Below are 12,066 nucleotides of genomic sequence, written 5' to 3' on the forward strand. Positions count from 1 at the left end.
ATCACCACAATCTCTTGCAGCACCTCCGATCAGCGAAGCCTTGAATTCTACACCAGTTTTTAGCACCAGCGCAAGTTTTTCAAAACTTTTCTCAACCACCCTCGCTACCTGCAATCTCCGCAACCACCTTCCGGCTGTTGCTAATCTTCAGTAGCGAAGCCCACGAGTATACACACAGTTTTCGTCACAGGGTCCATTTTTCCATCAATTTTTCCGGCGTGAGGTGGTCGTACCCCTCGAACGGCTGATGGATCCACGGATTGGTGGGCAGGAACTCCACGGAATAGTCGGGCGTGAAGGTCGACATGGCCTTGGTCCAGATCACCGCGCTGCGCAGCTCGGTGATGGGAGCGTAGTTGGTCTTGAGCATGGAGATCACGGCGTTCAGGGTGTGGCCGGAATCCGCCAGGTCGTCCACCAGCAGCACGCGGCCGGCGATCTCGCCCTTGGGCGTGGTGATGAAGCGTGCGATGTCCAGGTGGCCCTGCACCGTGCCGGCCTCGGCACGGTAGGAGCTGGTGGACATGATCGCCAGGGGCTTGTCGAAGATCCGGCTCAGGATGTCGCCCGGGCGCAGGCCGCCACGGGCCAGGCACAGGATGGTGTCGAACTGCCAGCCCGACTGGTGCACCTTCAACGCCAGCTTTTCGATGAGGCCGTGGTATTCGTCGTAGCTTACGTAGAGGTGCTTGCCGTCTTCTGTCAACATGGATGGGGGCTCCGGGGGCTCTGTGCCTGAAATGGGTTGCTGTTCGGGGCGCGGTCGGTCACTGGGCAGCGTAGGGGTGCTGCATCATGATGGTGTGATCGCGGTCGGGGCTGGTGGAGATGACGGCGATCGGCACGCCCGTCACTTCGGCGATGCGCTCGAGGTAGCGGCGTGCGTTGGCGGGCAGCGCGTCGTAGCGCGTGACACCGACGGTGGAGTCGCTCCAGCCCGCAAGAGTTTCATAGACGGGCACGCAGCGTGCGATCTCTTCGGCGCCCATGGGCAGGATGTCGATGCGTTCGCCGTCCAGGTCGTAGCCGACGCAGAGCTTGAGCTCCTCCAGGCCGTCCAGCACGTCGAGCTTGGTGATGCACAGGCCCGTGAGGCCGTTGACCTGGGCGCTGCGCTTGAGCAGCGCGGCGTCGAACCAGCCGCAACGGCGGCTGCGGCCCGTGGTCACGCCCTTCTCGGCGCCGACGGTGCTCATGTGGTAGCCGGGAGTGCCGGGCTTTTCCCAGTCGAGTTCGGTGGGGAACGGGCCGCCGCCGACACGGGTGCAGTAGGCCTTGGTGATGCCGAGCACGTAATGCAGCAGGTTCGGGCCCACGCCGGCACCGGCCGCCGCATTGCCCGCCACGCAGTTGCTGGAGGTCACATACGGATAGGTGCCGTGGTCCACGTCGAGGAGCGTGCCCTGCGCGCCTTCGAACAGCAGGTTGGCACCGGCGGTGTGCGCGTCGTTGAGCTCGCGGGACACGTCCGCGATCATCGGCTTGAGCAGTTCGGCATGGCGCATGGCCTCTTCATAGACCGCGTCGAACTGCACTTCGCCGTCCTTCAGATAGGGCTGCAGTGCGCTGCCGAACTGGAAGGAGCCGGAATTCAGGAACGTCTTGAGGACGTGGTTGTGCAGGGCCAGCAGGTCCTTGAGCTTGGCGGCGAAGCGCTCGGGGTGCTTCAGGTCCTGGACGCGCAGGGCGCGGCGCGCCACCTTGTCTTCATAGGCGGGGCCGATGCCGCGGCCGGTGGTGCCGATCTTCTCGCTGCCGCCGTGCTCGCGGGCCGCTTCGCGGGCCACGTCGAGTGCCGCGTGGAACGGGAGGATCAGCGGGCAGGCCTCGCTGATGCGCAGGCGCGAACGCACTTCCACGCCCGCCTTCTCCAGGCCTTCGATCTCTTCGAGGAGCTTGGCGGCCGACAGCACCACGCCGTTGCCGATGTAGCACTTCACGCCGGGACGCATGATCCCGCTGGGAATCAGGTGGAGCGCGGTCTTCACGCCGTTGATGACGAGGGTGTGGCCGGCGTTGTGCCCGCCCTGGAACCGGACGACGCCCTGCGCGCTTTCGGTGAGCCAATCGACGAGCTTGCCCTTGCCCTCGTCGCCCCACTGGGTGCCCACCACCACTACGTTCCGTCCTTTGATAGCTGCTTCCATGTCTGACCTGCTTCGATTCAATGTTCAATCAATGGGGGAGGGTCCGCACGGCCCACTGGCCCTGCTCGAACACCAGTTCGCGGTCGCACTGGAATTCCTGGACTTCGCTTTCGTGCCCGGGGAGCACGCACACCACGGTTTCACCTGCCTGGCGGAGCCGCGCGATGCATTGGTGGGCCTCCGGCGTGTCGGCCCAGGGTGCCTTGATGGCGGCCTTGAGCGTCCGGGGGGGCACGAGGCCGACCAGTTGTTTGACGTCGAGGCTGAACCCCGCGGCGGGCCGGGTCCTGCCGAAGGCGGCGCCGACCTCGTCGTAGCGGCCGCCGCGCACCACGGCATCGGAGGCGCCGCGGGCATAGATGGTGAAGCGCGCGCCGCTGTAGTACGAATAACCGCGGAGGTCGGCGAGATCGAACGAGACGGCGTGGCCCGGCAGGTGCGAGGCGATGGATTTCAGATGGGCGAGCGCCGCGTCGACACCGGGGAAGCCGCGCAGCGCGTGCCGCGCTTCGTCCAGCACGCGTTCGTCGCCGTAGAGGCGCGACACCGCCATGAGCGCGTCGCGCGTGGCGGCGGGCAGCTGGGCCGATGCGCTGGCGAGTTCCGACGCATCCTTGGCGGCCAGCGCGGCGTGGATCTTCCGCACGGTGTGCGGGTCCGGCGCCGCCGGTTCCAGCAAGGCACGCACGATGCGGGCGTCCGACAGGTCGACGCTGATGCCCTGGACCCCGGCGAGGTTGAGGCAGTCGAGCGCGAGCAGCACAGATTCCAGATCGGCTTCCATGCCGGCATGGCCGTAGATTTCCGCGCCGAACTGCAGCGGCTCGCGGGTGGCGCGGGGCCGGTCGGGGCGCGTGTGCAGCACGGGACCGCAGTAGCAGAGCCGGGTGACGCCCGTGCGGTTCAGGAGGTGGGCGTCGATGCGGGCGACCTGCTGCGTCATGTCGGCCCGCAGGCCGATGGACCGGCCGGACAGCTGGTCGACCAGTTTGAACGTCTGGAGATCGAGCGCTTCTCCCGTGCCGGACAGCAGGGATTCCAGGTGCTCCAGCAGAGGCGGCATGACGAGCTCGTAGCCGTAACCCCGTGCGGTGTCGATGAGCCCTCGACGCAGTTCTTCGATGTGCCGGGCCTCCGAAGGCAGGACATCGGCAATGTGATCCGGCAGGACCCAAGCGGACATGAGAAAGGGAGGTCTGTTAAAAACGCGATTCTACCGGGCACTGGCTGGCAGGAGGGTCACGCCGCGGACGCGCGGGTCCGCAGCACCGGCATCCGGCGGATGGGGAGACGCCTGCGGTGGGCGGCCCGGACAGGATGCCGGCCCGCGAGGGCCCGGCACACCTGCCGCCGCACGGGGCTCAGTTGCGGGGAGCCGGAGCGGGAGCGGCGCCGCGGAAATTCTTGAAGAATTCCGAGGACGACGGGTCCACCACCATCACGTCGCTCTTCTTGCTGAAGCTGGACTTGTAGGCTTCCAGGCTGCGGTAGAACTGGGCGAACTGGGGATCGCGGCCGAAGGCTTCGGCGTAGACGCGCGCGGCGTCGGCATCGCCCTCGCCCTTGATCTTCTGGGCGTCGCGGTAGGCGTTGGCGATGGTGATCTCGCGCTGCCGATCGGCATCGGCGCGAATCTTCTCGCCCTCGGCGGCACCAGTGGAGCGCAGCTCGTTGGCCACGCGCTTGCGCTCGGCCTCCATGCGGCGGTAGACCGACTCGGTGATGGCCTCGACGTAGTCCACGCGGGTGATGCGTACGTCCACGACGTCCACGCCCCAGGGCTTGGCGCCCTTGACGACTTCCAGCACTTCCTTCTTCACGTCCGACATGAGCGCATCGCGCTTGTCGGACAGCAGTTCCCGGACCGTGCGGCGGTTGACTTCCTCCTGGAAGGCGTTGCGCACCACGCGGTTGAGCTGCAGGGCACCGGCGTTCTCGTCCAGGCCCACGTTGCGGATGTATTCCGACGGCTCGGAGATGCGCCAGCGGACGTACCAGTCGATCACGACGCGCTGCTTCTCGGCCGTGAGCATCGACTCGGTGTCGGTGCTGTCGAGCGTGAGCAGGCGCTTGTCGATGTAGCGCACGTTCTGGAACGGCGGCGGCAGCTTGAAGTTCAGGCCCGGCTCGGTGATGACGTCCTTGATCTGCCCCAGCTGGTAGACCACGCCGAACTGGCGCTGGTCGACGACGAAAAGCATGGAGCTGAGCAGGGCGAGCACCACCAGCAGGGAGGAAACGATGAATCCGACTCTGTTCACGACTGTTGCTCCCTCGGATTAGCGGACTTCACGATCCCGGGTGCGGCTGGTGTCGCGCGCCCGTGGGTCGATGGGGAATGCCTGGGTGGTGCTGGAAGGTATCGACGACGAGGCCGATGCGGGGGGTGCCTCCGGCGTGGTCGCGGCGGCGGCACCGCTCTGGGACACGTTCTGCATGATCTTGTCGAGCGGCAGGTAGAGCAGGTTCGAGCCCTGGCGGGAATCGACCAGCACCTTGGTGACGTTCGAGTAGATCTGCTGCATGGACTCGATGTAGAGGCGGTCGCGGGTGACCTGCGGCGCCTTCTGGTATTCGGCCAGGACGGAGCTGAAGCGCTGCGCATCGCCCTGGGACTGGGCGACGATGCGCGCCTTGTACGCGGCGGCCTCCTCGGTGAGGCGGGAAGCGGTACCGACGGCGCGCGGAATCACGTCGTTGGCATAGGCCTGGGCCTCGTTCTTGGCGCGCTCGCGCTCCTGGCCGGCCTTGAGCACGTCGTCGAACGACGCCTGCACCTGCTCGGGCGGGCGCACGCCGCCCTGCTGCAGGTTGATGCCCACCACTTCCACGCCGATCTTGTAGCGGTCGAGGATGGACTGCATGAGCTTGCGCACGCGCGGGGCGATCTGGTCGCGCTCCTCGGCGAGCGCCGTGTCCATGCGCATGCTGCCCACGATCTCGCGCACCGAGGTTTCCGCCACCTGGATGACGGCCTCGGCCGGGTTGCGGCTCTCGAACAGCCAGGCGCGCGCATCGTTCAGCCGGTACTGCACGGCGAACTTGATCTCGACGATGTTCTCGTCCTGCGTGAGCATGGCCGATTCGCGCAGGCCGGTGCTCTTGATGATGCTGTCGCGGCCGACGTCCACCGAGCGGATCTGCGTGACGAACACCAGTTCATGCCGCTGGATGGGATACGGCAGGCGCCAGTTGAAGCCGGCGTTCACCGTGCTCTTGTACTTGCCGAACTGGGTGATGACGGCCTGCTGGCCTTCCTGCACGATAAAGAAGCCGGAGCCGAGCCAGATCAGGACCGCCACGCCGGCGATGAGGCCGACGCCCACCCCGGTGTTCTTCATGTCGGGCTGGAAGCCGCCGCCGGAGCCGTTGCCGTTGCCCGGGCCGCGCCCGCCGCCGTTGCGGCCGCCGAACAGGCCGCCGAGCTTGCGGTTGAGGTCGCGCCAGAGTTCGTCGAGGTCGGGCGGCTGGCCCTGCGGATCGCGGCCGCGGTTGCCGGACGGCGGCAACGGCCGCTCGGAATCGGGACGGTTTCCGCCTTCACCCTTCTCATCGCTGCGCCCCCAGCGCGGATCATTCAAGTTGAACATGCCCCGGATGCGTTCAGGCAGCGTCGCCCAGCGCCAGGCTCTGAGAGGATGATTCATGCGATAGGTCTCTGGTTTTCGAGAAGATGGTCTCGCGGCATTGTGCCCAACTGGCCTCACTGCGCCGGAAATTCAGCATCGGGGCCTGGGGTCATGGCCGGCTGATCCCGGCCGGACCGCGCCGCGGCCGCCAGCTGGCCCCGCAGTTCGGGCAAGCCCTGCCCCGTGCGCGCACTCACGAACAGCTTCGGCAGCTGGCGGCCATCCCATTCATAGGTGTCCTGCATCGTGAGCGGCTGCTGGCCTTCCGGCACGGCATCGAGCTTGTTGAACACCAGGAGCTGCGGGATGTCGCCGGCTCCGATCTCCGCGAGCACCTTCTGCACTTCGGCGATCTGCTCGGGAAAGTCGGGATTGGACGCATCCACGACGTGCAGCAGCAGGTCCGCATCGACGGCCTCCTGCAGCGTAGCCTGGAAGGCGTCGATCAGCCCGTGCGGCAGGTCGCGGATGAAGCCCACCGTGTCCGAGAGGGAGACCGTGCCCTCGAGTTCGGACAGGTAGAGCTGGCGCGTCGTCGTGTCGAGCGTCGCGAACAGCTGGTCGGCGGCATACGCCCGCGCCTTCACGAGGGCATTGAAGAGCGTGGACTTGCCGGCATTGGTGTAGCCCACCAGGGAGATGTTGAAGGTCTCCCGGCGCGCGCGCTGGCGCCGCTGGGTCGCACGCTGGCGCTTGACCTTCTGCAGCCGCTCGCGGGTGCGCTTGATCGCATCGTCGATCATGCGGCGGTCAAGCTCGATCTGGGTTTCGCCGGGGCCGCCGCGCGCGCCGATCCCGCCGCGCTGGCGCTCCAGGTGGGACCAGCGGCGGACCAGGCGGGTGCTCAGGTACTGCAGCCGGGCCAGTTCCACCTGCAGCTTGCCCTCGTGGCTGCGGGCGCGCTGGGCGAAGATTTCCAGGATGAGCAGGGTCCGGTCGGTGACCGGCAGTTCGAGATGCCGCTCGAGGTTGCGCTGCTGCGCCGGGCTCAGGGCCTGGTCGAACAGCACCTCGACGGCACCGTGCATCTGGGCGAGGGTACGGATCTCGTCCGCCTTGCCGCTGCCCACGAAGAGCGCGGCGTCGGGCGCCTTGCGCTTGCAGGTCAGGCGCGCCACGGGCTGCAGCCCGGCGGTCTGCGCCAGCAGGCCGAGCTCTTCCAGCTCGGCGTCGAAATGGGGAAGACCGAAATCCACCCCCACCAGGAGGACGGGAGCGGATTGCGGTTCAGGGGAGGAGGAGGAACTCAAGACAGCAGCCTGGACGGGGCGTGTGCCCCGCACAGGATGTACCTACACGGGCGCAGGAGTTTCAATGGCCGGCATCGGTTTCCGCAGGCTCGGCCGTCGAGAAATTGACGGCGCGCCCGGGAACGATGGTGGAGATCGCGTGCTTGTAGACCATCTGGGTGACGGTGTTGCGCAGCAGGACCACGTATTGGTCGAAGGATTCGATCTGCCCCTGCAGCTTGATACCGTTGACCAGGTAGATGGAGACAGGCACGTGCTCGCGGCGCAGTGCGTTCAGGAAGGGGTCTTGAAGAAGTTGACCTTTGTTGCTCACGATATTCTCCGTGTTCAGGAATATTGTTGTAAAGCTGCACCTTACCACAGCCTTTCGTCGCCCCAGACAAAGACGGGGCAATGACGGGATGTGCGCCTACGAATCGCCGTCGTCGGCGTACGGGTTGTGCGATGTCTTCATTTCGATGCGCAGCGGCGTGCCCACGAGGTTGAATTCCTTGCGGAACCGCCCTTCGAGGAAACGCTTGTACGCATCGGTGACGTGCTCCAGCGAGTTGCCGTGGATCACGATGACGGGAGGGTTCATGCCGCCCTGGTGGGCGTACCGCATCTTGGGGCGGTACATGCCCGAACGCTTGGGCGTCTGGAACTGCACGGCCTCGAGCAGCAGCCGGGTCAGCACCGGGGTGGGCATCTTGCACGTGGCGGACTTGTGCGCCTGCGCGATCGAGGTCCACAGCGGGCCCAGGCCCTGGCGCTTCTTCGCGGAGATGAAATGCAGGGTGGCGAATTTCAGGAACGACAGCCGCGTCTCGATGGAACGCTCGAGCATCTGGCGGCCGTAGTCGTCCACGGCGTCCCACTTGTTCACGGCGAGCACGACGGCGCGGCCGCTCTCGAGGATGTAGCCGGCGATGTGGGCATCCTGGTCGGTGACGCCCTGGGTGGCGTCCAGCAGCAGCAGCACGACGTTGGCGGACTCGATGGCCTGCAGGGTCTTGACCACCGAGAACTTCTCGATCGCCTCGAATACCTTGCCCTTGCGCCGCAGGCCCGCGGTGTCGATGAGCTCGAACTTCTGGCCGTTGCGCTCGAAGGGCACGGAGATCGCGTCCCGCGTCGTGCCCGGCATGTCGAAGGCGACGAGGCGCTCCTCGCCGAGCCAGGTGTTGATGAGCGTGGACTTGCCGACGTTGGGGCGGCCGGCGACCGCCAGGCGGATGGGCTTGTCCTCGCCGTCGTCCTCTTCGTCGTCGGGTTCGGGGAGGTGCAGCGTTTCCAGCGCCGTTTCCAGCAGGCTGCGCACGCCCTGGCCATGGGCCGCGGAGACGGGGAGGACCTCGCCCAGGCCCAGTTCGTAGAACTCGGCCAGCTGGGCGCCCCCCAGCATGCCCTCGGCCTTGTTGCCGACGAGCAGACAGGGCTTGCCCAGGCGCCGCAGGTAATTGGCGATGTCGTGGTCCTGCGCCGAGATGCCGGCGCGTGCGTCCACGACGAAGATGACCACGTCCGCTTCGGCCACGGCCTGCTGCGTCTGCTTGGCCATCTCGCGGTAGATGCCCGAGGAGGCATCGGGCTCGAAGCCCCCGGTGTCGATGACGATGTATTCGTGCCTGCCCAGCCGGCCGTTGCCGTAGTGCCGATCGCGCGTGAGGCCCGCGAAATCCGCGACGATCGCGTCGCGCGATTTCGTGAGCCGGTTGAACAGGGTGGACTTGCCCACGTTGGGGCGGCCCACCAGAGCGATGACTGGCTTCATCCGAGCATTTTCCTGTCTGGCATGGCGCCGGTCATTCGGGCCGGAATCCGTAGATGCCGCCGTTGCGCGTCACCACCACCAGCGTCTCGCCGGCGGCGACCGGTGCGGCAGCGACGCCCGAGCCGTCGGTGGTGAGGCGGTTGAGGAACGCGCCGTCGTCGCGCGAGAGCAGGTGCACGAGGCCGGAGTCGTCGCCGACGACCACCGAGCGCCCCAGCAGCAGCGGCGCGGTCAGGCGGCGGTAGCGGAGTTTGTCGAGCGACCAGGCCTGGGCGCCGTCGCTGCGTTTCCAGGCGATGACGGTGCCGTTGCTTTCGGTGCCGAAGAGCATGGCGCCGTCGCCGTGGATGCCCTCGGTGCCGCTGGCGGGACGCGTCCAGGCGACGGTGCCGCGGGAGGTGTCCACGCAGCCCACGGTGGCCAGGTAGGCGCGCGCGCAGACGTTGTCGCCTTCGCGGCTGACGCGGCCCAGCAGCTCCACGAGCCGCTCCACGTCGTTGGTGCCGCGCGGGCTGGCGAGCGGGGCTTCCCAGCGCACGGTGCCGTTGTCGGGATTGAAGCCGACCATGCGGCCGGACATGCCGGCGATCAGCGTGTCGCCCACGGCGGTGAGCAGGCCGTCCTGCCGCAGCACCAGGGGTTCGCCGGGGCGCTGCTGGTTCCAGAGCTTCGTGCCGCCGGCCGCATCGAAGGCCGTGAGCGAGCGGTCGCCGCCGAGGACGAAGACACGGTTGCCGGCCACGAGCGGCGCGGTGTAGGTCTGCGCGGTCAGCGGCTGGCGCCAGGCTTCGCGGCCCTGCGCCAGCACGACGAGCTGGTTGGACTGGGTGACGACCGCGGTCCACTTGCCGTCGCTGCCCACGCCCGCGGACAGGGATTCGCCGATGGTGGCCCGCCAGAGGTCGCCGCCGGTGCGCGCGTCGATCGCGGCGACGGTGCCGTCCGCGGAAGCCACCGTCACCGTGGTGCCGTTGACGTGGACGTCCAGCGGCAGCCGGCCGATGTTGCCGATCTTCGAGGTCCAGGCCTGGCGCACGCCGATGACGGGCACGACCGGCCCCAGTTCGGCGGGCTTGGGCTTGGAGGAGCCGCCCCACAGGGAACCGTTCCAGAGCGAGCAGCCCGAGGACAGGGTCGCGGCGGCCACCACGAGGGCCAGCCCGGCACGGCGGAGCGGGAAGGCGCGGCGCGCGCCGCGAGAGATGGTGTCGATGGTCACTTTGCAGCTTCTCCGTCGGTACGCGCCTGGACGCCCAGGCTGCCCAGCTTCACCTCGACCACGCGCCGGAATTCGGTGCCTTCTTCGAGGCCCTTGTAGGCCTTCTGGTACTCGGTGATCGCCTCGGCCTTCTTGTCCTGCAGCAGCAGCACGTCGCCCTTGCGGTCGGCGACGAGCGCGTCGAACTGCGGAGGGAACTTGCCCGACAGGCGTGCCAGGGCCTGGTCGTAGGCCTTCTGGTCGATGAGCAGGGCCGCGAGGCGCAGCGAGGCGATGGCCTTGTAGCCGTCGTCGGAGGCGTTCTCGGCCAGCCACTGGAGAACGGGCTTCGCCTCTTCCGCCTTGCCGGAGTCGACCAGCGCCTTGGCGGCCAGCAAGCCTGCCTGCGCGGCCTGCACGGTACCGCCGTAGCGGGACTTGAGGTCGTCGAACGCCTGCGTGGCGCGCGTGGCGTCACCGCCCTGCACCGCCACCTGCACGGCATCGGACAGCGCGGCCGCCTGGCCGGCCTGGCGGTTCTGCCAGTACTGGTAGCCGTTCCAGGCGGCGACGCCGCCGAAGATCACGACCAGCACGCCGCTGATGAGGGTGCCCCAGGCATTCCAGAAATGCTTGAGCTGGTCTATCTGTTCTTGTTCTTCGAGGTCGAGGTGTTGTGCCATGAATGGTTCGCGACAGGGTTAGCGGGGGGATTGTAGGGTGGGCGCCCAGGCGGGGACGTCGTCGAGCCGGCGCTCGACCTGTTCGGCGCCCTGCTCCCGCAGCGGCTTGAGCGTGACCGCACCCCGCGCGAGTTCGTCGGCACCGAAGACGAGCGCATAGGCCGCGCCGCTCGCATCCGCCCGCTTGAACTGGGACTTGAAGCTGCCCTGCCCTTCGGCGCTGGCCGCATGCATCTGCACCGAGACGCCCGCCTCGCGCAGCTGCCGCAGGGTGCGCAGCACGACGGGCGCGGCGGCTGCGTCGGGCACGACGGCGTAGACGTCCGGGCGGGCTTCGGGGATGGCGGCGCCCTGCTCCTTGAGCAGTTCCAGCACGCGCTCCACGCCGATCGCCCAGCCGACGGCGGGCGCGGGCTTGCCGCCCACCTGGGCGATCAGGTTGTCGTAGCGGCCGCCGGCGCAGACCGTGCCCTGGGAGCCCAGGCGGTCGGTGATGAACTCGAAGACGGTGAGGTTGTAGTAATCGAGCCCGCGCACGAGGCGGGGGTTGATGGTGTAGGCGATGCCGTTGGCATCGAGGATGGCGCGCAGCCCGTTGAAGTGGGCGAGCGACTCCTCGCCCAGGAAGTCCATGAGCTGGGGCGCGGACTCCACCACCGGCTTCATCGCCGGGTTCTTGGTGTCGAGGATGCGCAGCGGATTGGTGTGCAGGCGGCGCTTGCCGTCTTCGTCGAGCAGATCGGCGTGCCGTTCGAAGTGCGCGATGAGCTGCTCGCGGTGGCGGGCGCGCTCCGCGGGCTGGCCGAGGCTGTTGAGCTCCAGCCGCACGTCGGTGAGGCCGATGGATTTCCAGAGCGCGTCCGCCAGCAGGATGAGTTCGGCATCCACGTCGGGGCCGGCGAAGCCGAGGGCTTCGGCGCCGATCTGGTGGAACTGGCGGAAGCGCCCGCGCTGGGGCTTCTCGCGGCGGAACATCGGGCCGGTGTACCAGAGGCGCTTGGGGCCGTCGTAGAGCATGTTGTGCTCGATGGCCGCGCGCACCACGCCCGCGGTGTTCTCCGGGCGCAGGCTGAGGTGGTCGTTGTCGCCGTACTTGTCGGAGCGGTCATGGAAGGAGTACATCTCCTTCTCGACGATGTCGGTCACTTCGCCGATGCCGCGCACGAACAGCGCCGTGTGCTCCAGGATGGGCGTGCGCATGTTGCGGTAGGCGAACTGCCCCATGAGGCGGCGCACCTTCTCCTCCAGCCACTCCCAGCGGAAGGAGTCGGGCGGCATGATGTCGTTCATGCCCTTGACGGCGGCGAGCTTGGCCGGCTTGGCGGCCGGGGACGGACTGGGGGAGTTGCTGGCGGACATACGGCGAAAGAAGGGGCTGCGGCCCCGGTGCGGGCAGGGCCGGCGCC

The 12,066-nt window shown here is 67.7% G+C and carries 11 protein-coding genes; all 11 read right to left on the minus strand.

What is annotated here, in order from left to right; translation table 11 throughout:
* Positions 1-184: 184 nt before the first annotated feature.
* The 11 genes from Q9R47_RS18845 to hisS all read right to left on the minus strand — a co-directional run bounded on the left by Q9R47_RS18845 (position 185) and on the right by hisS (position 12,019).
* Positions 185-709: a phosphoribosyltransferase gene (locus Q9R47_RS18845; RefSeq protein ID WP_311234692.1), complete on the minus strand. Its 525-nt coding sequence runs from the start codon at positions 707-709 to the stop codon at positions 185-187.
* A 58-nt stretch (positions 710-767) separates the two neighbouring features.
* Positions 768-2,147 carry an adenylosuccinate synthase gene (locus tag Q9R47_RS18850; protein WP_311234693.1) on the minus strand — a complete coding sequence of 460 codons (1,380 nt, stop codon included), beginning with the start codon at positions 2,145-2,147 and terminating at the stop codon, positions 768-770.
* A gap of 28 nt (positions 2,148-2,175) precedes the next feature.
* Positions 2,176-3,330: an ATP phosphoribosyltransferase regulatory subunit gene (locus Q9R47_RS18855; protein ID WP_311234694.1), complete on the minus strand. Its 1,155-nt coding sequence runs from the start codon at positions 3,328-3,330 to the stop codon at positions 2,176-2,178.
* Between the two features lie 178 nt (positions 3,331-3,508).
* Positions 3,509-4,408 (minus strand): protease modulator HflC, encoded by a 900-nt coding sequence (gene hflC, locus Q9R47_RS18860; protein ID WP_311234695.1) that lies wholly within the window; start codon positions 4,406-4,408, stop codon positions 3,509-3,511.
* A gap of 18 nt (positions 4,409-4,426) precedes the next feature.
* Complete coding sequence (gene hflK, locus Q9R47_RS18865) at positions 4,427-5,794, minus strand: FtsH protease activity modulator HflK (RefSeq protein WP_311234696.1); 1,368 nt, start codon at positions 5,792-5,794, stop codon at positions 4,427-4,429.
* 56 nt (positions 5,795-5,850) lie between these two features.
* Positions 5,851-7,026, minus strand: coding sequence for a GTPase HflX (gene hflX, locus Q9R47_RS18870; protein ID WP_311234697.1), 1,176 nt, complete (start codon positions 7,024-7,026; stop codon positions 5,851-5,853).
* Positions 7,027-7,087: 61 nt separating this feature from the next.
* Entirely contained in the window at positions 7,088-7,339 is a 252-nt protein-coding gene (gene hfq / locus Q9R47_RS18875) for an RNA chaperone Hfq (protein WP_164594859.1), read from the minus strand.
* Positions 7,340-7,435: 96 nt separating this feature from the next.
* Positions 7,436-8,779 (minus strand): ribosome biogenesis GTPase Der, encoded by a 1,344-nt coding sequence (gene der, locus Q9R47_RS18880; RefSeq protein ID WP_311234698.1) that lies wholly within the window; start codon positions 8,777-8,779, stop codon positions 7,436-7,438.
* A gap of 31 nt (positions 8,780-8,810) precedes the next feature.
* Entirely contained in the window at positions 8,811-9,938 is a 1,128-nt protein-coding gene (gene bamB / locus Q9R47_RS18885) for an outer membrane protein assembly factor BamB (RefSeq protein ID WP_311234722.1), read from the minus strand.
* Between the two features lie 56 nt (positions 9,939-9,994).
* Positions 9,995-10,660, minus strand: coding sequence for a tetratricopeptide repeat protein (locus Q9R47_RS18890; protein ID WP_311234699.1), 666 nt, complete (start codon positions 10,658-10,660; stop codon positions 9,995-9,997).
* Positions 10,661-10,678: 18 nt separating this feature from the next.
* A complete protein-coding gene (gene hisS / locus Q9R47_RS18895; protein ID WP_311234700.1) occupies positions 10,679-12,019 on the minus strand; it encodes a histidine--tRNA ligase in 1,341 nt (446 codons plus the stop codon).
* Between the last annotated feature and the right edge of the window lie 47 nt (positions 12,020-12,066).

It is taken from the genome of Acidovorax sp. PRC11 (assembly GCF_031844105.1).
Taxonomy (GTDB): Bacteria; Pseudomonadota; Gammaproteobacteria; order Burkholderiales; family Burkholderiaceae_C; genus Paracidovorax.